At 44.9% G+C, this 21,595-nt stretch carries 18 protein-coding genes and 1 riboswitch; of the genes, 17 read left to right on the top strand and 1 reads right to left on the bottom strand.

All coding sequences use genetic code 11. The annotated features are described in order from the left end of the window. Window positions 1-26 precede the first annotated feature (26 nt). The 5 genes from G476_RS0113265 to G476_RS0113245 all read left to right on the top strand — a co-directional run bounded on the left by G476_RS0113265 (window position 27) and on the right by G476_RS0113245 (window position 5,752). A complete protein-coding gene (locus tag G476_RS0113265; protein ID WP_026690529.1) occupies window positions 27-2,666 on the top strand; it encodes a valine--tRNA ligase in 2,640 nt (879 codons plus the stop codon). A gap of 310 nt (window positions 2,667-2,976) precedes the next feature. Beyond that, window positions 2,977-3,360 carry a GntR family transcriptional regulator gene (locus G476_RS0113260; RefSeq protein WP_026690528.1) on the top strand — a complete coding sequence of 128 codons (384 nt, stop codon included), beginning with the start codon at window positions 2,977-2,979 and terminating at the stop codon, window positions 3,358-3,360. Continuing rightward, complete coding sequence (locus G476_RS0113255; RefSeq protein ID WP_026690527.1) at window positions 3,350-4,234, top strand: ATP-binding cassette domain-containing protein; 885 nt, start codon at window positions 3,350-3,352, stop codon at window positions 4,232-4,234. The genes G476_RS0113260 and G476_RS0113255 overlap by 11 nt, the downstream gene beginning before the upstream one ends. Next, complete coding sequence (locus G476_RS0113250; RefSeq protein ID WP_026690526.1) at window positions 4,227-4,931, top strand: hypothetical protein; 705 nt, start codon at window positions 4,227-4,229, stop codon at window positions 4,929-4,931. Before G476_RS0113255 ends, G476_RS0113250 begins: the two co-directional genes overlap by 8 nt. 38 nt (window positions 4,932-4,969) lie before the next feature. Further along, window positions 4,970-5,752: a serine hydrolase gene (locus G476_RS0113245; protein ID WP_026690525.1), complete on the top strand. Its 783-nt coding sequence runs from the start codon at window positions 4,970-4,972 to the stop codon at window positions 5,750-5,752. A 32-nt stretch (window positions 5,753-5,784) separates the two neighbouring features. On the opposite strand, the gene G476_RS0113240 is transcribed toward G476_RS0113245, so the two are convergent. Then, window positions 5,785-6,678: an ATP-grasp domain-containing protein gene (locus tag G476_RS0113240; RefSeq protein WP_035186486.1), complete on the bottom strand. Its 894-nt coding sequence runs from the start codon at window positions 6,676-6,678 to the stop codon at window positions 5,785-5,787. Window positions 6,679-6,770: 92 nt separating this feature from the next. On the opposite strand from G476_RS0113240, the gene G476_RS0113235 reads away from it, so the two are divergent. The 12 genes from G476_RS0113235 to G476_RS0113175 all read left to right on the top strand — a co-directional run bounded on the left by G476_RS0113235 (window position 6,771) and on the right by G476_RS0113175 (window position 21,560). Continuing rightward, window positions 6,771-8,003, top strand: coding sequence for a bifunctional folylpolyglutamate synthase/dihydrofolate synthase (locus G476_RS0113235; protein WP_051314797.1), 1,233 nt, complete (start codon window positions 6,771-6,773; stop codon window positions 8,001-8,003). 183 nt (window positions 8,004-8,186) lie between these two features. Further along, window positions 8,187-9,866 carry a sensor domain-containing diguanylate cyclase gene (locus tag G476_RS0113230; RefSeq protein ID WP_026690522.1) on the top strand — a complete coding sequence of 560 codons (1,680 nt, stop codon included), beginning with the start codon at window positions 8,187-8,189 and terminating at the stop codon, window positions 9,864-9,866. Window positions 9,867-10,063: 197 nt separating this feature from the next. After that, window positions 10,064-10,558: an MFS transporter gene (locus tag G476_RS0113225; RefSeq protein ID WP_026690521.1), complete on the top strand. Its 495-nt coding sequence runs from the start codon at window positions 10,064-10,066 to the stop codon at window positions 10,556-10,558. Window positions 10,559-10,626: 68 nt separating this feature from the next. Then, the gene (locus G476_RS0113220) at window positions 10,627-12,336 is read left to right on the top strand and encodes a VanW family protein (protein ID WP_026690520.1); all 1,710 of its coding nucleotides are present in this window, start codon (window positions 10,627-10,629) and stop codon (window positions 12,334-12,336) included. 60 nt (window positions 12,337-12,396) lie between these two features. After that, the gene (locus tag G476_RS0113215; protein WP_026690519.1) at window positions 12,397-14,067 is read left to right on the top strand and encodes a GspE/PulE family protein; all 1,671 of its coding nucleotides are present in this window, start codon (window positions 12,397-12,399) and stop codon (window positions 14,065-14,067) included. An 18-nt stretch (window positions 14,068-14,085) separates the two neighbouring features. After that, window positions 14,086-15,117, top strand: coding sequence for a type IV pilus twitching motility protein PilT (locus G476_RS0113210; RefSeq protein WP_026690518.1), 1,032 nt, complete (start codon window positions 14,086-14,088; stop codon window positions 15,115-15,117). Window positions 15,118-15,123: 6 nt separating this feature from the next. Continuing rightward, the gene (locus G476_RS0113205; RefSeq protein WP_026690517.1) at window positions 15,124-16,329 is read left to right on the top strand and encodes a type II secretion system F family protein; all 1,206 of its coding nucleotides are present in this window, start codon (window positions 15,124-15,126) and stop codon (window positions 16,327-16,329) included. Window positions 16,330-16,425: 96 nt separating this feature from the next. Then, window positions 16,426-16,508: riboswitch (cyclic di-GMP riboswitch) on the top strand. Window positions 16,509-16,796: 288 nt separating this feature from the next. Next, the gene (locus G476_RS23935) at window positions 16,797-17,318 is read left to right on the top strand and encodes a prepilin-type N-terminal cleavage/methylation domain-containing protein (RefSeq protein ID WP_035186484.1); all 522 of its coding nucleotides are present in this window, start codon (window positions 16,797-16,799) and stop codon (window positions 17,316-17,318) included. Between the two features lie 148 nt (window positions 17,319-17,466). After that, on the top strand, window positions 17,467-18,222 hold the full coding sequence (locus G476_RS0113195; RefSeq protein WP_026690515.1) for a prepilin peptidase: 756 nt from the start codon (window positions 17,467-17,469) through the stop codon (window positions 18,220-18,222). Window positions 18,223-18,937: 715 nt separating this feature from the next. Further along, on the top strand, window positions 18,938-19,924 hold the full coding sequence (gene pilM / locus G476_RS0113185) for a type IV pilus biogenesis protein PilM (RefSeq protein WP_026690513.1): 987 nt from the start codon (window positions 18,938-18,940) through the stop codon (window positions 19,922-19,924). An 8-nt stretch (window positions 19,925-19,932) separates the two neighbouring features. Continuing rightward, window positions 19,933-20,754, top strand: coding sequence for a PilN domain-containing protein (locus G476_RS0113180; RefSeq protein ID WP_026690512.1), 822 nt, complete (start codon window positions 19,933-19,935; stop codon window positions 20,752-20,754). Next, window positions 20,751-21,560 carry a hypothetical protein gene (locus G476_RS0113175; protein WP_026690511.1) on the top strand — a complete coding sequence of 270 codons (810 nt, stop codon included), beginning with the start codon at window positions 20,751-20,753 and terminating at the stop codon, window positions 21,558-21,560. Before G476_RS0113180 ends, G476_RS0113175 begins: the two co-directional genes overlap by 4 nt. Window positions 21,561-21,595 lie beyond the last annotated feature (35 nt).

Genomic DNA, 21,595 nt, shown 5'->3' with positions numbered 1-21,595 from the left:
CCAAATTTTTTTAAGGAGGAATAAACATGAATAACGAAACATCAATGCCCCCGAAGTATGATCCGCAGGCAACTGAAGCCAAGTGGTATCCGTACTGGGTAAACGGAAAGTTTTTTGAAGCTACAGGAGACGAGAACAAGGAGCCTTATACGATTGTAATCCCGCCTCCGAACGTAACAGGGCGACTACACCTTGGACACGCGTGGGACACGACACTACAAGACATCTTGATTCGTACGAAGCGTATGCAAGGGTATGACGCTCTTTGGCTTCCAGGAATGGACCACGCTGGAATTGCCACACAAGCAAAAGTAGAAGGGAAAATGCGCGAAGAAGGCATTTCTCGTCACGACCTCGGTCGCGAAAAATTCCTGGAAAAGTCTTGGGAGTGGAAAGAAGAGTATGCTGACTTTATTCGCCAGCAGTGGTCAAAGCTAGGGCTTAGCCTCGACTATTCCCGCGAGCGCTTTACCCTTGACGAAGGTCTATCTGATGCGGTTAATGAAGTGTTCGTTCGTTTATACGAAGAGGGCCTAATCTATCGTGGCGAGTACATCATCAACTGGGATCCGCAAACAAAAACGGCCCTATCTGATATCGAAGTTATTTATAAAGACGTTCAAGGCGGCTTTTACCACATGAAGTACCCGCTTGCTGACGGCAGTGGTCACATTGAAGTGGCAACGACTCGTCCGGAAACGATGCTCGGTGATACAGCTGTTGCCGTTCACCCGAAAGACGAGCGTTACCAAGACTTGATCGGGAAAAAAGTGAAGCTTCCAATCGTTGGACGTGAAATCGAGATTGTTGCTGATGATTACGTAGACATGGAGTTCGGTTCTGGAGCGGTTAAAATTACACCGGCACACGACCCGAACGACTTTGAAATCGGAAACCGTCACAACCTAGAGCGCATCCTTGTTATGGATGAAGGCGGCGTGATGAATGACAAAGCCGGGAAGTACGAAGGGATGGATCGCTTTGAATGCCGTAAACAAATCGTGAAAGACCTTCAAGACGAAGGCGTTTTGTTTAAAATTGAGGACCACATGCATTCCGTTGGTCACTCCGAGCGAAGCGGCGCTGTCGTTGAGCCATATTTGTCTACACAATGGTTCGTTAAAATGGGCCCTCTAGCGGAGCAAGCGATTGAGTTGCAAAAAGGAGAAGGAAAAGTCAACTTCGTTCCGGATCGCTTTGAAAAAACATACATGCACTGGATCGAGAACATTCGTGACTGGTGTATCTCTCGTCAGCTTTGGTGGGGACACCGAATTCCGGCTTGGTTCCATAAAGAAACAGGGGAACTTTACGTTGGACGTACAGCACCTGAAGACATTGAAAACTGGGAGCAAGACGAAGACGTACTTGATACGTGGTTCTCATCCGCTCTTTGGCCGTTCTCAACAATGGGTTGGCCGAACGAAGACGCCGTTGACTTCAAGCGTCACTACTCAACGGATGTGCTCGTAACCGGTTATGACATCATTTATTTCTGGGTTGCCCGTATGATCTTCCAAGGCCTCCAGTTTACTGGCGAGCGTCCGTTTAAAGATGTATTGATTCACGGCCTCGTTCGTGATGCGGAAGGACGAAAAATGAGTAAGTCCCTTGGTAACGGAGTCGACCCAATGGATGTGATCGACAAGTACGGTGCCGATGCACTTCGTTTCTTCTTGTCTACAGGAAGTTCACCGGGACACGACCTTCGTTTCTATTGGGAAAAAGTCGAAGCGAACTGGAACTTCGGAAACAAGATCTGGAACGCATCCCGTTTTGCTTTGATGAACATGGATGGTCTCAAGTATGAAGAGATCGACATTACCGGGAAAAAATCGATCGCCGATGAGTGGATCTTGACTCGTCTTCAAGAAACGATTGAGCACGTAACGAAATACATCGATGCGTACGAGTTCGGTGAAGTAGGCCGTGCGTTGTACAACTTCATTTGGGATGACTTCTGTGACTGGTACATTGAGATGGCGAAGCTTCCATTGAACGGTGACGATGAAGAAGCGAAGCACACGACTCGTTCTGTACTTGCTTATACGCTTGATCAAACGTTACGTTTATTGCACCCATTCATGCCGTTCATTACAGAGGAAATCTGGCAGCACCTTCCTCACGAAGGAGAGTCCATCACCGTTGCCAAGTGGCCGGTGAAAGAAGAGTCTCTTGTTAACGACCAAGCTGTAAAAGACATGGAGCTTCTTCAAGCGATCATTCGTAGCGTACGTAACACTCGTGCGGAATTGAATGTACCGATGAGTAAAGAAGTAGAGCTTCAGATCAAAGCGGATAACGCTGAGATTTTAGACCAGCTTGAGCGTGGTCAGACGTACATCGAACGCTTCTGTCGCCCAAGTGACTTAAAAATGGCTGTGGACATGACAGCTCCTGAAAAATCTATGAGTAGCGTATTAAGCGGCGTTGAATTGTATATGCCACTAGCGGGACTTCTTGATTTGGATGCGGAAATTGAGCGATTGGAAGGGGAGCGCAAGCGACTTGACCAAGAAGTAACGCGAGTTCAAAAGAAACTTGGCAACCAAGGTTTCGTTGCGAAAGCTCCGGAAGCCGTTGTTGAAGCCGAACGTGAAAAAGAAAAAGATTACCTCGAGCAGCGCGATAAAGTAGACGCGCGAATTGCTGAGTTGAAGAATTAAAGGATGTGGGCCGCCCTCTCTAGTTGGAGTGGGCGGTTTTTTGGTGTTTTTGGGGTTTTGTGAGGGAGGCCAAGGCGCAAGGGATCGGGATCTTTCGCCACCCGAATGAGGCACTTATTTTTGGTTTGGCGGAGATAAATGTGTAAATGGCGGACTTATTTTTCATTTAGCGGAGATAAATGTGGGATTGAGCGACTTATTTCAAATTTAGCGGAGTTAGCTTTTTTCATTGACAATATATCTGCACGACACATATACTTATATACACAAGTATATAAGTATATAACGGTACATGGAGGTGACTCAGGCATTGAGTAAATCGTTAGATGATAAAAAGCCGATCTTTATTCAAATAAAAGAAGTCATTGAAGACCAGATCATCAATGAGCAACTAATGGAGCATGACCAAATTCCATCTACGAACAAGCTCGTTCAGTTTTATAAGGTCAATCATATTACGGTTGCAAAGGGCATTAACCTCCTTGTAGAAGAAGAGATTGTTTACAAAAAGAGAGGTGTAGGCATGTTTGTGGCGGAAGGGGCGAAAGAAAAATTGGTTCATCAACGAAGAGAAGGATTTGCTGAGGAGTTTGTAATACCCATGTTAAAAGAAGCAAATAAACTGAAGCTGTCAGACAGTGAAATTGTGAAAATCATAGAGAAGTTGAAAGGGAGGGTGGATCATGAAGAGTAAAGTAGAGGCAAAGGGTTTGTGTGTGTCTTATAAAGACGTTGAAGCATTAAGTGGATTGAACTTTACATTGGAAGACGGAAAAACCTATGGACTGATCGGTCGAAATGGCGCTGGAAAAACGAGTTTACTCTCTTTATTGGCTGCCTACCAAAAGGAAACGAGCGGTCACATAAAAATAGACGGGGAAAGCATTTTTGAAAACGAGAAAGCTGTGGCTCAAGTAACGTTCATACATCAAACAGACTACAAGGACGAATACGATACTGTTAACGATTTCTTTGAAGTGGCAGAGCGCTATCGTCCTACCTTTGATCGAACATATGCAGAAGAACTAGTAGAGCGATTTCAACTGCCAACAACGAAACCTCTAAGGAAATTATCAACGGGAATGCAGTCTGCCTTTAATGTCACAATCGGTTTAGCAAGTCGAACACCAATTACCATTTTCGATGAGGCATACCAAGGGATGGACGTACCGACCAGGGAACTTTTTTATCAAGAGGTATTAGAAGAGCAAGCGCGCAACCCAAGGCTATTCATTTTGTCTACCCACCTAGTTTCAGAAATGGAATACTTGTTTGACGAAGTGCTCATGATTCACAAAGGAAAATTGCTCGTTCAAGAAGAACTCGATTCTCTTTTACAAAAAGGATTTTCTGTGACAGGTTCGAGTGGGGCAGTTGACGACGTCGTGGCTGGACTTCATGTGTTAAGTGAACAACAGCTTGGGGGCACAAAATCGGTGATGGTGTACGGAGAATTACCGAAAGAAAAAGAAGTTGATGTGGAGCAAAAAGGGTTGGAAGTAGGAAATGTTTCACTTCATGACTTGTTTATTCAATTAACAAAGGAGGGGAATGACCACCATGAATAAAATGGGGAAGAAGATTGCGGTTGATCTTTACTTTATCCAAATGAAATGGGTTGCGTGGTACTTACCCATTGTCTATGCTTTTTACTTTGCCGTTGTTTGGTTTGTCCATGAGCCGGAATTAAGGTCCATGTCGCTACTGACCTTTACGTTTCAAACAGCAACGATCTTTATGCTCGTTTGTGGGATTCTTTCAAGCTTAGCATTCCTACCCATGTATGTGAAACATGGCGTGACGAGAAGGTCGTACTTTCAAGGGGCATTCCTTTCATCCCTTGGGCTAACCATGACGATCATAGGTATTACAGCGATTGGCACGTGGATTATAAGCTTTATTAATATTACTGTTTTTTCCGAAATTCAGTTATCACCACTTGGTGAAAACAGTTGGTTATTGACGATGAGCGCTTATTTTCTCGTAGTCACGATTTATTTTCTTGTAGGTTGGCTTGTTGGCTTAGGGTTTTATCGATACGGAGGCGCCGGTGGATTTGTTACGATTTTGGTTGGTCTTTTAATCGTTTCTTTAAATGACTTGTTATGGAATTTTAATACCCCGCGACCTGTTATGGGGTTACTCAATTTAAATCTACCGGTACCTCCTATTGCAATCGCAATTGCAGGGTCCATTATTATAGCGGTGATTACGACGGTATTGGTTCACAGAGTAGTAAAAGAAACGCCAATTAAAATAGCGTAATCCTACAATAACAGTCGTTTCTAAAAAGGGGGAGTGTAATGAGCAAACTCTACAGTACGATTCATAAACGTGTGACCGAACTAAAGGGCACATACTCCATTTTCATTGAATCGCCACGCGATACAATCGCTATGGACGAAAACCGCGTCGTACCGGCTGCGAGCGTGATCAAGCTTGGGATTATGATAGAAGCGTATCGTCTGATAGACGAGGGGCAGTTAAACGAAAACGACAGAATCACTGTTCGTCCAAGTGAGCGGGTTGGGGGGATGGGTGTCCTTCAACATCTTCACTCAGTGGAGTCTCTCTCTATTGGCGATTTGATGACTTTGATGATTACTCAGTCGGATAACACGGCATCCAATTGCTTGATCAATATGCTCGGAAAAGACCAGATCAACCACACAATTAAGAGATTAGGTTGCACAAATACGAAATTGCGTCGATCGTTTATGGATGTAGAGAGTGCTAAAAGAGGGGTGGACAACACGACGTGTGCGAGAGATATGGTGGCCATGCTCAAAGCCTTGTCCAACACGAGCGAGATCCTCACGTCGGAAAGTAGTAAAAAAGCGATACACACAATGAAACAACAACAGCTTAGGGGAAAGTTGCCTTATCGAATTGAAGGCAAATCGTCCTTTACTCTAGCCCATAAAACCGGTGAGCTACAGGGAGTGGAACATGATGTAGGAATCATGAACGTGAGGGGAGAAGACGTGTATATAGCGGTTTTATTGGATCAATTACCGAACAACCGCCTTGGGAAAGAAGCGATTGGTTATATCGGAGAGGCGATTTACAGGTCGTTAAATGAATAAAGGCTGTGTGCGGGTTCCGCACACAGCCTTTTTTAATTGCTTACTTTCTCTATGATATATTCGATCATTAAAGGCGCCACGTCCACACCTGTACATTCGTAAATGCTTCTGATATGGGGATTTGAGTTGATCTCACAAAGAATCGGTCCTTTTTCACCAAACAACAAATCCACACCGGCAAAATCGGCGCCGATCACTTGGGCGGCTTTGACTGCCAATGTTTTTTCTTCTTCTGTTGGTTCGTAAGGTTTTGTCGTCCCACCAGCGGTCACGTTCGCACGGAAATCTGTTTTTGATGTCCGTTCCATGGCAGCAACTACACGATCTCCAACCACATTCAGTCGAATGTCTCTCCCAGCACTTGCTTCGATCAATTCTTGAAAAATCGCCTCTTTACTTCCAATCTTTGTGATGGCTGTTCCTAATTCTACTTGTGAGTTGATTTTGTATACTTGTTCACCAAACGAGCCATATGCTTCTTTAACCACTAGAGGAAGTCCCAGTTGGTCAACGATGTAATCTGTGTAACGGTCGTTTCCTTGTGTGCAGCCGTCAAAAACTTTCGGGGCGACAATCGTTTTAGGTACAGGAATACGGTGATCGGCCAAAGCGCTGTGCATCAGGGCTTTGTTGTCGCACTTTTCTATGGCACTGCTTGAATTAAACAGTGGAATACCGGCCCCTTCCAAGTGCCTGGCAAGGTGCAAATCTTTATCGGCAAAATGGACAAAGTCTGGGTGACTGAGGTGCTCGGGAAATTGTAGAACTCTTGCGCCATTTTGGTCGATGGTGACGAGCACCTCACTGTTTAATACGAGGTCCAACGTGACGCCAGCTTTTTTGGCAGCATTGTTCATCCACTCAGCGTAATCAATAAACTTTGGTGTAAGTAAACTGCTATTATAAACGAGCCATCCGTATTGCATGTGAATTCTCCTTCAACGTTGCATTTTGTTTGCGGTTTCTTCAAAATGGTATCAGATTACTATTATTTTCACAATTGAGAGGAGCAACCATCATGTCTACCATCAACTTGGGATTAGAACGAATGGAACGTCTAATGGAGAAGCTTCGCCACCCTGAGCGAAGAGTGAAAACCATTCATGTTGCGGGAACGAACGGAAAAGGATCGACCACGGCGTTTCTGCAAAACATGTTAACGAAAGCGGGCTTTTTTACAGGTACATATACGTCTCCTTATTGGGAAACACCGGCAGAGCAAATTGCAATCAATGGAGAGCGAATCAGTGACGAGGAATTCGAGCGGTGCATCAACGAAATCACCCCAGCCATTAACGAAACAGAAGCTGAGCTAGCAACAACGGTAACGGAGTTTGAGCGAACAACGGCCGCGACTCTTTACTATTTTTCTTCTATGAAACCAGTCGATATTGCGATCATTGAGACCGGATTGGGTGGAAGACGAGACGCAACAAACGTGATCGTCCCTCTTGTATCGATCATTACTACCGTAGGGATGGATCATGAAGCATGGCTTGGTGACACCATTCGCGATATTTCCCGGGAAAAAGCAGGGATCATCAAGTCTGGTGTGCCTGTATTTACGGGAGCAACAGGGGAGGCTTTGGAAGAAATAAAGATAGAGGCTAGTCAAAAGCATGCGAAAGTCTATGAAGCGGGCATTTACGGACGAGGAGACATTGTAACACGTACGGCAGGTGAAACCGTGTTTACGTTTACGTCAAACTATCAATCACTTGAAAACCTTGCCATTGGCATGTGCGGAGACCATCAAGTCACCAATGCCACGCTCGCGGTAATGGCTCTTGATTATATGAAGCAGCATTATGCCATGATGGTGGACGAAGAAGCCATTAGAGAGGGATTGAAGGACACAAACGTACCAGGAAGGTTGGAGGAAGTGAGCGGGCACCCACGACGAATCCTTGATACGGCACATAATCCTCAGGCAATTGAAGCTTTGGTGAAAACTGTGGGCGAACTTTATCCGGACGACAGGTTTACTGTTTTATTTGGCGTGATGAAAGACAAAGACTATACGAGTATGTTAAAGACATTAAAAAAAGCGTTCACTACAGTAGTCGTGACCACATTCGACGATGAGCGAGCAGCGACTGTGGACGAGCTTACAAAGAATGTTGCAGAGGTAACGATCGTTAACGACCCTGTAGCCTGGATTGGTGATTACAATGGCCCCCTTTTAATTACAGGTTCTCAAGGATTTGTAGGGAAAATCCGACCTTTTTTAATAAATGATGGGTCTAATTGACCACAAAAAGATGCCCTATTTTAATAAATGTTCCGAAAAATAAGACAATAGTATTAACAATAGTGAACATCTTATGATAGAATAATGGTTAACCACTCTTATGTGGTAAAAAAATCCTTTTCGTCTTTGATGTGGAAAAAGAGATCGAAACGAAAACGAGGCAAAAGGGAGTGAGGAATCGTTATGGAAAAAGACCGGAAGCAGATAGTTTGGGCATTGTGGATCATTGTGTTTCCTATATTTTTGTTTTTCATCATCGATCATCTTCGAACCTTCCCGTATGAAAATATGGCTGGTCTTTTTGCTTTTGCCGTACTCATTGTTTTAGTATCTTTATTTCCGATTCGAATAAAAAGTACGTCACTTATACCACTACACGGGATCGCCTTAGCCGTGTTTTTACATTTTGGGCTATTGATTGAAATGGCAGTGACGCAATTGGCTTTGTTTACAGCATTGTCCATGCTTCGTTTGTCAAAAAAAGAAATGTATCGCTTTCCATTTAATTCAGTTATCTTCCTTTGTGTATCCCTGGTGTCTGCCGGGGTCTTTTACCTTCTTGGAGGAACAACGGGGGATGTAGAGCGCATTACAGGAGACATGGTCCTTCCTGCTATTGGCTACGCCGTCACCTTCTTTGTCGCTAACCACGTGTTCATTTACGTAGCTATCAAATATTTAACAAAGCGGGATGTCAGCTTTTGGGACGAAGGGTTAAAGTGGGAAGCCGTGTCGGCTGTGATGATCGTCCCTGTCGGTCTCACCCTTGCTATGTTGTATAACCAGATTGGGTTTATTGCCATCTTTTTAATGGGTATCCCTTTTGTAAGTGTGAGTTTAATTCTTAAACAGTATCATAGTTTGGAAACGTCCAATGATCTTTTAAAAAGAGTGAGTTTGTACGGATACCAAGTCAATGAAAACTTAAGTGTAAATAAAATTATCAATCTGTTTTTTGAACATTTAAAAACCATATTCCCTGTAGATACGATTCACCTTTATGATTACAATCCCCAAGACGGGATTCGGTTCAGACAGTCGACTGAACCGTTTGAAGGAAAGCCCGTCGACCAATTGAGTACAAAAGTCACGGAAACAAGCAAGACGATTCATTTTGACAAACATCGTGAATGGGCAGACCTGGAGAGCCGAGACGTTCTTGCCAACACAGAGTCCGTCATTGCTGTTCCTGTTATGCGTAACCAAGAGTGTGTCGCGGTCATCACCTTAACGTCCGCGAGAAAACGGGCCTTTGAAAAGCGCCATGTGATGATCTTGGAATTTATGGCTAACTACTTGGCGGTGGCTGTGCAAAATGCGAGAAACTATGAAAAAACGAAACAAGAAAGTGAGCGTTGCGCCCTCACCAACTTGTATAATTTCAGATACTTTGAGAATCTGCTCCTTGAAAAGTTTGATAAACAAGGGAGCGTCGATCAACAGTTTGCCATCATTCTTTTAGATCTTGATCATTTTAAGCGGGTCAATGATACGTACGGTCACCATAGTGGAAATGAAGTCCTATGCCAGGTGGCGAATGTGCTCGAGGATACCGTAGGAAGTGCTGGAACAGTAGCTCGGTACGGGGGAGAAGAGTTTGTTATCTTAATAGAGAATACAAACCTTTCCTTTGCGAAAAGCTTGGCTGAAACATTAAGACAGGCTCTTGAAAATCATCCATTCGTTGTAGAGAATGACTTGACTGAAGGGAACAAAACCTTAATCCAAGTCACAGCGAGTATTGGTGTGGCTGGCAAAACAGATCCAGATGATAATGCCATGGCTGTTTTACGAAACGCCGACCGGGCCATGTATACAGGGGCGAAGCAACAAGGGCGAAATCGTGTGGCTCAGTTCTCATAAATGACTTCATGTCCGGAAAAAGAATCTTTCTTTTTTCGGGCATTTTTTTAGCCGGTCGTGTGTCGAAATACCCACAATGATGTGAAGTTGATGGAAAAATACTGCGAAATACTGCATCTTGTATCCTTTCAATGTTGTAAAGACTGGTATAAAATGAAAATATGAGAAAAAGAAAGCTAAAGTAGGTGAATGACATTTTGATAGAGTATATATTCGTGGCAGCGGGAACCTTATTGCTGATTCCGATCATGATGGTTTTACCGTCCGTGTTCAGTAGAAAAGTAACGGCTCTTCTCGTGATTGGTGCAGGATTAATCACAGCTGGAGCGTTTACCCTTCTTGATTTATACCAATGGTGGATGATCGTTTCTATATTGTTTGTCGTTCTTGTGCTTATTTCTTTCGTTGTAAGTGCGAGATTAAAAGGGACGGATCAGGATGACACATTGGAGAACGATCCCGAGGAGACCGGCGTTCATGAGACGAACACTGAGGTTTCTGTAGAAGGCAAGGGCGATCGTTCGACTGATAAAGACACAAACGTAAATTTACAAGATGACCAAGAACCGGTACATAAGCGACCACTTCAAAAGAAAGCGGAAGTGAACGTTGATCAACAAAAAAATGAGGAGCAGTCTCTTTTAAAAAGACGTCAGCGTCTATTTGACTCCCTTGATCAAGACAAACATTAAATTCAGAAGGCAGACAAAAGGTTCGTTTTTACCCTTTTGGAAGGCCTCAAATCACAGGAGGAGACGTCATGAAATTTCATGAGTGGTTTGCAGCAACATTGCTCGTTTTAGTCGGAAGTGTCGCGTTTCTTTCTCTCTTTTCTTATACAGGCTCCCTCGTTTACGGCACATTTTGGGAAAAAGAGCGACTCGATCGTGAAACCCAGTTGGCTAGTGTAGATGTGAGCGAGATGAGTGAAGACGAGGCCGTGTTGGCTTTGGAAGGGGAAACGACGGGGTGGCTACAAGAAGCCGATGTGGTGCTGACGTGGTATGATGAAGCGATTACGCTTCCACATGAAACGTTTACCTTTCATGTGGAAGAAACCGTTGAGAGCGTCTTTAACGGCGAAGGGTATGCCGATGGCCTGATTGTTTCGGTCAATGAAAATGAACTGAAAAAGCATATCGACAAGTTTGTATTTATTGAAGAACCTACCATGCTTGTAAATACGGAAGCGCTCGCACAAGATATTGAAATAGAAATTGCCAAGCTTCCTGCAGAAGATACGGTAAAGCATGTACACGATTATGTTTATGAAGAGCACAGGCTCTCTGAAGGCCCGCTGAATGCGGCTACTCGAACCGTTTACAATAGTGAACTACTCGTTCAGTGGGTTGGGGCGATGGGATCTGTGACGATCCCTGCGGAGGGTTCGTTTTCTCTGCTTCAATCGATGGACACAAGTGGGATAGATCCTATTGAAGGAGAAGAGTTGGTTCTGTTGTCTTCCGCCATTTACGAGGCTCTCCTTTCGAGTAACTTTGAAGTGATGGAGCGTTCACAGCGTCATGAGCTCCTTGAAGGCGTTCCTTTAGGGTTTGATACGAACGTGGTTCCTTATGAAAGAGATCTCGTGTTTTTTAACCCAAACGCAACGGATTATGAACTTCAATTAAGTATGAATGGTACAACGCTCCAGGCGGAACTCCACGGACTTCAACTTCCGTATCGAATCCATGTTGAGGTGGAGGAGATTTCCCAAATCGAACCGAAGACACGGGTGCGTTTTTCCAGCCAGCGACGAGTGGGTGATAAAGCAGTTATTGATGAAGGGGCTTCTGGATATCAAGTGAAAACGACGAGAACCATTGCCCGCTTTGATGAGGAAGAGCCGGACGAAGAGGTTGTGTCAGAAGATTACTATGCAGCTCAAAATCGTCTCGAAGAATGGAGCTTGGAAGAGTTAGAGGAGGAAGATGAGATCGACGAAGACATCATCTTTGATCCGACTGATCCGAACGGCTGGGATAACGGACAGTGGAACGACGATCAAGATCCGAACAATCAATGGAACAACCAAAACCCGAACCAAGACCCAAATAATCAGTGGAACAATCAAGACCCTAATAACAATCAAAACAACAACCAGTGGAATAACCAAGATCCAAATAATAACCAGAACAACAATCAATGGAACAATCAGGATCCAAATAACAACCAGAACAACAACCAGAACAACAACCAATGGAACAACCAGGATCCAAATAACAACCAGAACAACAACCAGTGGAATAATCAGAGTCCAAACAATAACCAGAACAACAATCAGTGGAATAACCAGACCCCTAATAACAACCAAAACAACAATCAGTGGAATAACCAAGACCCCAATCATAATCAAACCAATCCAACATGGCCTGACAGTGAAGACGATCCGGCCAATGGTCAACCGGGGAGTCCGACTGGACCTGGTGGCGTGTATGAAGAAGAGGATGAGGAGATAAAGGGATATTAACAGCCAAAAGCCACTGGGAAAGGTAACTTTTTCAGTGGCTTTAGCCATAAGGAGGAGCCGATGAGAACGAAGCATCGCCGTTTAGGAGATATTTTAGTCGAAGCAGGACTCGTAACAAAAGAACAAGTCGAACACGTCGTTTCCACAAAAAAACGATCCCAAAAACTTGGGGATGCTTTGTTGGAACAAAGGCTCGTCACGGAAAAAGAACTCATTGAAGTGCTCGAGTTTCAGCTCGGCATTCCTCATGTGGCATTGAATCGTCATCCAGTAGACGGGCAGCTCATCAATTTGGTACCTAAAGAAATGGCGAAGCGCCACATGGTGTTACCGTTTCAAAAAGAAGGGGACAAGCTGAAAGTAGCCATGGCCGACCCGATGGATTTCGTGGCCATCGATGACTTGAGAATGCATACGGGATTTACGATCGAGCCTTCGATTGCATCGAAGAAAGACATTCAACAATCGATTTACAAGTATTATGAGCTCGAGCCATCAATGAAGGAATTTGCGGTCGAGGAATCGGAAGAGGAGCCAGTGGCACGAGAAAGCCAGTCCATTGATGAAGACGATGATGCGCCTGTGATTCGCCTTGTGAATCAACTTTTTGCTAGTGCTTTGCAAAAAGAGGCGAGTGACGTTCACGTGGATCCTCATGAAACGAAAATTCTCGTTCGCTACCGAATTGACGGAATTTTACGAACGGAACAAGCGTTACCGAAGCATTTTCAAAACGCCCTAGTGGCTCGTGTAAAAATCATGGCAAACCTGAACATTACAGAAACCCGCTTACCGCAAGATGGACGGGTAAAAGTAAGCTTGGATAAAAAGAAAGTCGACTTAAGAATATCAACTCTCCCGACTGTGTTTGGAGAAAAGATCGTGGTTCGTATCTTGGATATGAATCAAGCGATCACGCGTATTGACGACTTAGGGTTCAATATAGTGAACAAAGATCATTTTGAAAACTTGTTAAAAAAGCCGTCTGGGATGGTGCTCATTACCGGGCCAACCGGTTCTGGAAAAACCTCTACCCTTTACGCTGGCTTAAATGCTTTAAACGATGACCAAGTGAACATTATGACCATCGAAGATCCCGTAGAGTATCAGATGGAAGGCATTAATCAGGTACAAGTGAATACGAAAGTCGGGCTTACGTTTGCGGCTGGTCTTCGCTCCATGCTCCGTCAAGATCCGAACATTGTGATGGTCGGGGAAATTCGAGACCGAGAAACGGCGGAGATTGCGGTCAGAGCGTCATTGACCGGGCATTTGGTTATGAGTACTCTTCATACAAACAGTGCATTATCCACAATTCCAAGGCTCATTGATATGGGTGTGGAACCGTTTCTTGTGACCAATTCGTTATCGGGCATTGTTGCCCAGCGCCTTGTGAGACGAGTCTGCTCGGAATGCTCTGAAGCTTATGAACCAACTGAGCAAGAGCGAACGTGGTTTGTAAAGCGAGGGATCGACATTGATTATTTATACAAAGGAAAAGGCTGCTCCTCCTGTAATGATATGGGGTACCGAGGAAGAATGGCGATTCATGAGGTCCTTGTGATTGACGATGAACTTAGAAAGCTCGTCTTGAACAACCAACCTATGACAGCCATTAAAGAATACGTAATGGCAAACGATATGATTTTTCTTGTGGAAGATGGCTTGTTGAAAGCTAAAAAAGGCGACACGACCTTAGAAGAAGTACTTCGGGTCGCTTTGGACGATTAGAGAGAGGGGCAGTTTTCAATGAAGGAGCGGTTGGAAAAGTTACTCATCACAGCTTTTGAAAAACAGGCCTCTGACGTTCACCTGACCGTTGGTGTACGTCCAGTTTTTCGAGTGAATGGTGAGTTGATTCAATGTGAAGAAGAGTCCCTAACGCCTGATATGACGTCACAGATGGCAAGGGCGATCATGCCTGAAGACATGTGGGAACTGTTTGAGTCAAAAGGGGAGATCGACTTTTCGTATGGCATTCCCGGTGTGTCCCGTTTTCGCGTAAACGTGTATTTTCAACGGTCATGTATTAGCCTGGCCATTCGGATCGTTCCCACATCGATTCCCACGTTGGACGACTTGAACATGCCTGATGTACTAAAAACGATTGCCCGTAAGCCTCAAGGGCTCGTTCTTGTGACCGGGCCAACTGGTTCGGGGAAATCGACGACTCTTGCTGCGATGGTTAACCATATGAACACCCATATGAAGCGCCACATTATTACGCTCGAAGATCCGATTGAGTATTTACATAAGCACGGGAATTCGATCATCGATCAGCGTGAAGTAGGGTTTGATACGAAGAACTTTGCAAACGGGCTTCGAGCCACGCTCAGGCAAGATCCTGATGTGATTTTGGTAGGGGAAATGCGTGATTTAGAAACGATTGCGACCGCTGTAACTGCTGCGGAAACGGGGCACTTGGTACTCGGTACGCTTCATACAACCGATGCGGCAAACACGATCGAGCGAATCATCGATGTATTTCCACCAGAGCAACAAGGACAAATTAGAATTCAATTGGCTTCAGTGTTAACAGCTGTGGTGTCTCAACGTTTAATCAAAACATCAAACGGTCGAGGGCGCGTGGCTGCAACGGAGATTTTGTTAAACAACAGCGCGATTAAGAATTTGATTCGAACCGAGAAGATCTTTCAAATTCCAACGGTGCTTCAAACGAGCCGTGCCCAAGGAATGCAAACTCTTGAAATGAACGTGAACGACCTGCTTCGCGACGGGAAAATTAACCGAGAAGCGGCATCTTTATACATAAGTAGGTAGATGATTATGGCCATGTATCGTTACCGTGGTAGGAACCGAAACGGCGTTCTTGTAAACGGAAAATTAAAAAGTGAGTCAGAAAAAGACGCGCGGATTAAGCTCAAGGAAAAGGGCGTCAACGTGATGGAACTAAAAGCGTTGGACAGCTGGCTTTATAAAGATGTGAGCTTGTTCCAGCGGGTAACCACAAAAGATTTGGTGATCTTTTTAAGGCAGTTCTCCACCCTTCTTCATGCGGGACTCAGCCTTGTGGACAGTATTGAGATTTTGGCAAAACAAACGTCGAACAAGCTGTTAAAAGAAGGACTCTCGACTGTAAGTGAAGACATTCGCACGGGGGCTTCTTTTTCAGAAGCTACAGAAAAACAGCGACACGTGTTTCCCCCTCTTTTTACAAACATGATCAAAGCCGGGGAAGCAGGCGGGAACATTGAAGAAATTCTCGATCGCCTAGCCGTTTATTATGAAAAACAACACGCCACAAAGCAAAAAGTCATATCAGCGATCTCCTATCCTGCGGTGGTGGGCGTTGTGGCTTTTGGTGTGGTCGTGTTTTTATTGGCCTTTGTTGTGCCTACATTTGCGGATATGTTTTCAAGCTTTGGTTCAGAATTGCCTTGGATTACCGCTTTTGTGTTGACCCTCGGAGAGACGATGCAGCAATTTTGGTGGTTGCTCATGTTACTTGTTTTAGGGATGGGTGTTGGGATCGCAGTTATGGCAAAAGACAAGCGGTACAAATACTACCTTGACTATGCCCTACTTAAAATGCCGATCTTTGGAGGTCTTTTGCAAAAAGCGGCAATTGCGCGAATGTCTCGGACGTTAAGCTCTCTTTTTTCGAGCTCAGTCCCTGTGCTCCAGGCCACGTCGATTGTTGAGAGAGTCGTAGGAAACGAAGTATTAGCTAAAGTGATTCGCGATTCGAGAAACTCTCTTGAAAAAGGAGAATCTATGGCCGAACCAATGGAAAAGCACTGGATTTTCCCTCCTCTCGTTACGCAAATGGTCGTGGTAGGTGAAAAGACCGGTAGCCTCGATTCAATGCTCGGGAAAGTGGCCGATTTTTATGAAGTGGAAGTCGATCAAGCCACGGAGCGATTAAAAACGGCGATCGAACCGTTGTTGATAGTAGGTCTGGCAGTGGTCGTTGGCGTGATCGTAGCAGCCATCGCGATCCCCATGTTCGAGATCTTTGACACAATTGGGTAAATATTCACAGAAAAATAGGAAATATTTTTATTTTGAGGTAGGTTTAGGCTTTTCATAATAGGAAATATAAACTATAATACTACTATAGTGAACAACATAGTCCTATGAAGCTATGAAACACCGTCTGTATATGGGCACTTGGGCGGTGTGGAGCGAGTAGTGCAACCGGCATACACAGCGAAGAGAGATGGATACATAAAAGCAAGTCTCTCTTTGTAGTGGTGTCGGTTTTTTTATACACAAATTCTGTGACATTGTCGGTTTTTAAGCGAGAAATGTTGCACTAGGCGGACGCTTTCCACAGGGAGGATGTTCGTCCACTGAAAGATCAATTTTGGTGGGCAACGATGGATGTCATTCTCGCAGGAATACCTGTTTGACGCAACAGTTCCCAATTACGAATGCGAACAATGTACGCGAAAAAGTGTCACTCAACAAACTAAAAACCTTAAGGGGGGTTCACTAAAGTGAACAAGTACAAACAAAAGCTTAGAACGTTGTTGAGAAACGAAAAAGGTTTAACGTTGGTGGAGTTACTAGCAGTAATCGTGATCTTGGGGATTATTGCAGCAATCGCGATTCCGGCAATTGGTGGGATTATTGATAACTCGAAGAAAGATGCGCATATTGCGAATGCTGAGACTGTTGCAAATGCTGCAAGGCTTTATGCTACTTCAAACGATGTACAAGGTAATAAGGTCATAGACATAAGTAATGCAACACAAGGTTCAGAAGGTTTAGTCCAATTAGGTTATGTTGATAAAATGCCGGATAATCCAGATGGCAGTGGTGACTATCATGACGGGTTTGTAATTATTGAAAAAACAGGTAATTCGTATTCTTATTATGTACAGTTTCTTCATAGTGAGGGTGATGGTGATGTAGTTTTTAACACATCGACCAGTGGTTCAACAAAAGTCGTATCTTCAAAAACAGGGGTTTCTATAGAGCATATTAGAAGTGAAGGTAGAAGTTCTATAGCTGATTAAGTTGATTAATAATAACTATGTAAAAGTCCTCAATTAAATTGAGGGCTTTTATTAACTTGTATAATCCTATTCCCCCTCAACCCAAAAACCCCTATAATAGTAGTAGATTCCATTTTTTTCGACTTATAGAAAGTGCTGGTGGTGACGATTGGAGACGCTTATTAGTGTTTACGTGTTTTTACTAGGTTTAATCTTCGGTTCTTTCTTCAATGTTGTGGGCATGCGGATGCCGAATAAAGAGTCGATTTCAAAGCCTAGATCTCGCTGTCCGGAGTGTGGTCACACGTTATCGGCGTGGGAACTAATCCCTGTTTTGTCATACGTGATCTTACGAGGCCGTTGCCGCGACTGTGGAAAGCGAGTATCCCCACTATATCCTTTAATGGAGCTTGCCACCGGTGGATTGTTTCTCTTAAGCTACCTCCATTGGGGCGTGAGCTTTGAGCTAATTGTAAGTCTCTTATTTGTTTCCATGCTTGTGATTATCACCGTGAGTGATCTGACGAGCTACTTGATTTTAAATAAAGTGCTTATGTTTTTCTTTGTACCGTTGCTTCTTCTCAGGCTTACGTTTGCTGACCTTTATCCGTGGTGGATTCCCATTATCGGAATGCTTACCGGGTTTGGGATTTTGTTTGCTCTTGCTGTTCTCTCTAGAGGAGGGATGGGAGGAGGAGACGTGAAGCTTTATGCGGTAATCGGTGTGGTTCTCGGGTTTCCTGGCGTGATTATGAGCATCTTTTTTGCTTCGTTGATCGGAGCTATTGTAGGTCTTGTAGGTGTTCTGTTCAAAGGGATGAACCGAAAGTCATCGATCCCCTTCGGCCCCTCCATCGCCCTAGGCTCCATCCTCGTCTACTTTTACGGCGAAGAAATCTGGAGATGGTACATGTCGATCTTTTAATACTACAGAGAGCTAGAATTGCTAGATTTAACGACGGATCGTGTATCTATAATACATTTATTTTTTAATGAGTATTTCCTTGTGTCAGTACATAAGGCTCCGCTTCACGCCATCCGCTCCCTTTCCGCGGCGGTGCCGGCGAGCCTCCTCGGGCAAAGCCCTTGCGGAGTCTCTCCTGGCTCCTACTGCCGCAGGAGTGTCGCTGGTGGCGTTCAGGTACGCAAGTCAAAAGGACACAGCACTTAAGATGAAATTAAGTTTAATCATATTCATTGAAGTGATGCCCGTGGAAAGTGCACTGAGGGGTGGCTACTGCTTTGAAGCAGTACCACACTCAAAAAGCAATGCTCTTTGCTATTCCCGTCGGAGTCGCCGCCTTTCGCTCCATTTGTTTTACTGCAAAGCAAATAACGAGCTTAAAACAGCAGATGTTTAATAGAATAAGAGTTTTGTTGAAAGGTTCCCTTTGAGCCGAAATATTTAACATTTAAGCATCACTTGGCAAAGAAGTAGATGGAGGCGGAATGTCCGAGACTCCAGCGGGAGTGGGAGTCCGGGTGAGACCCCACAGAGCGCTAGCTCGAGGAGGCTCACCGGCACCCCCGCGGAAAGCGAAGGACATTCCGCCTCCATCCCACACTTCTTTCTATTAAAAAATAATCCCTATACAATCTTAAATTTTAATCTAATCACCAAACCAAAGTGAGGGTCAGAGATGTCAAAAATTAAAAAACAAACGTGGACGGCGATTACTTTCAAAGACCACGCGATCCGCTACGTTCGCGGCAAAAACGAATCCCTCGAAACCGTCACCGACTTCGGAGAGCGCTATCTACCAAAAGGCATCGTAGAAGGCGGCCGAATCAAAGAGTGGGACACACTCCTCACCATTTTCCAAGAATGCGTAGACGAGTGGGGGTTAAAAAAGCAAAAGGTCGTGTTCACTGTCCCTGACGCCCTGTTCGTCATTCGTGAACACACAATCGACGCCTCCGTGCCAGAAAAAGAAACTACCGGACACCTGTACATGGAACTTGGAGAGAAGCTTCATCTACCCTTTGAAGAACCGGCCTTTGACTGGGCGGAAAAAGACAGTGACGAACGAAAGCGCCACCTTCTGTTAGTCGCAGCGCCAGAAGAAACGGTCGCCGAGTATACGAAGCTTCTTGAAGCATGCAAAGTAAAGCCAGTAGCCGCAGACGTGAGTCCTCTTGCTTTTTACCGCTTTTACGAAGACGCAAGATACAACGAACCAAACGAACATCTTTTGACTGTTCATTGCTATCCGAGCCACGTGAGTGTGAGCGTGTTTAACAAAGACATGCCAACGATCACTCGTCACATGGAGTGGGAAGTGGACAGCGCGCAGTGGCGCGTGGACACGATTGAAGGAGAACTATTATACGAATGGACAGGAAAAGAAGAAGAGATCCTTTCCTCTTGGCAAGACGTGTTTTCTGATATCCGAAAACTCAGAAACTATTACGAATCGTCCTATCATAAAGGTGAAGTGGGCCTTACAAAAGTTAGCATTGGCGGAGATCATCCTTATTTATCCCACTTTGAAGAAGATTTGAAGCGTCAGTTGGACGTCCCTGTCCAGCGCTACGATCGTGCCGCCCTTAGAATTTCAAATACCGACACACATATTCCTGAACGTTATCATGAAACGGTAGGGCTGTTGTTGAAAGAAGAGGTGTAGTCGTCACAATGCCAGTAGAAATCAATTTGCTTCCCAAAAAAGAACGAAAAGACCGGTCCTTGCTCTACGTGATTGGAGGTCTCCTTCTGGCCTGCTTTGTGGCATCGGCGATCTTCGCTGTAATTGGTTCCCAAGTGGAATCCGAACTCGCTGTGACTGAAGCTCATCTTCAAGAAACGAGAATCGCTTCTGCAGAAGTACAAGCAGAAATACATACGTTATCCAACGCGGACCAAGAACGATTGAGCCTGTATATTGAAACCCTTGAGGATAAAGCAGTGCCGTCATCTGCCGTCGTTCATGACATTGTGTCACGAATGCCTCCGGAAGGGTACCTTGTGGAGTTTGATTACGCGTTCCCTTTTGATGTTTATTTAGAAGCGGCTTTTTATGAAATGCGAGATTTAGCCTATTACCACCAGTCTCTTGAGGAATCGGCTCTCATTTCAGAAGTAACGCTTCATTTTGTAGACGGAGAAGATGTGTTCGAGAATGAAGAAGAGGAAGACGCGACCACCGGTTTTTTTACCCAAACAAACACAACACAAGTGTACTTGCCTCACTATACAGCGGGCATAACGGTTACTCTTGATCCGCAAGCGGTTCGCGCTCATGGTGACGAGGAAGAAACGGAGCCGCCGACGGGAACGGAACCTGGGCCACCTGTAGAGGATGAGGATGACGAAAATGTGAACATTGATATTGATGTGGATGTAAACATTGAAACAGAAGAAGGGAATGGAGTGATCGACCTCGAAATGGATGATAACGGAGAAGTCGACCTTGATCTGGAAATGAACACCGAAGAGAACGGAGGCGATGACCAATGAGAGAGACGAATCGCCTACTCGCATACACGGCTGTAGCTGTTTTGTTGATCGTCGGATTTAGCTTTTTGGCGTTCTCCTCTTATTTGAACCCTAAGCTTGAAGCCCGTGACAGAGCGGTAACGAACCTTCACCAAGAAGATCAGCTCGTCACACAGCTTGAGGCGGAAAGGGCCGAGTTGGAAAAAGAACAAGCGGCCCGTACGACCACGTCCACGGACCTGCAGCGCCGCCTGCCCGTCGTATCGTTGACGGATCAATTCTTGATGGACATCAACATGGCCGAAGAAGTAGCCGGTGTTCGAATGATGAATTTGACGATGGACAAAGACGAACCGGTTCACGACATGCTAGAGACAAGCAGTACCCCAGCCACGATTGAACATACGGAAACGGTGGTAGTTGTGGAAGAAGACGAAGAATTGGACGTAGAATCAGGCGAAGAGCAAGACCCGATCGAAGAAATTGAAGAAGAGCGAGTCCTCGTTCCTGGTGAGTGGAAAGGTGAGCCGATTGAAGGCATGTATAAGCAAACGGCCCACATGGATGTTCGCGTGGATACATACGACCATCTCGTTCGTTTCTTGCACGAGCTCGATCACCTCACGCGCATTACAAATGTGGAATCGGTTTATTTTTCAAAAGAAGACACGACGGACGGACGAATGATCGTGGATGGTGAAGACCACCTCGACTTCCACGTAATCGTGTCCACCTATTACTATCCAGAGCTTACGGACTTGGAGCATGAAGCACCAAAAGGAGATTATCCACCATTCGAAGACAGAGACCAGCCATTTTTAGACTAACAGTCATCCAATTGAATATCGCCGCGCAGACGAAG

The organism is Alteribacter aurantiacus DSM 18675, assembly GCF_000429705.1.
In the GTDB taxonomy this organism is placed as follows: Bacteria; Bacillota; Bacilli; order Bacillales; family Salisediminibacteriaceae; genus Alteribacter; species Alteribacter aurantiacus.
The sequence above is the reverse complement of the archived record's forward strand: the minus strand, read 5'-3'. Positions and strand labels throughout refer to the sequence as shown.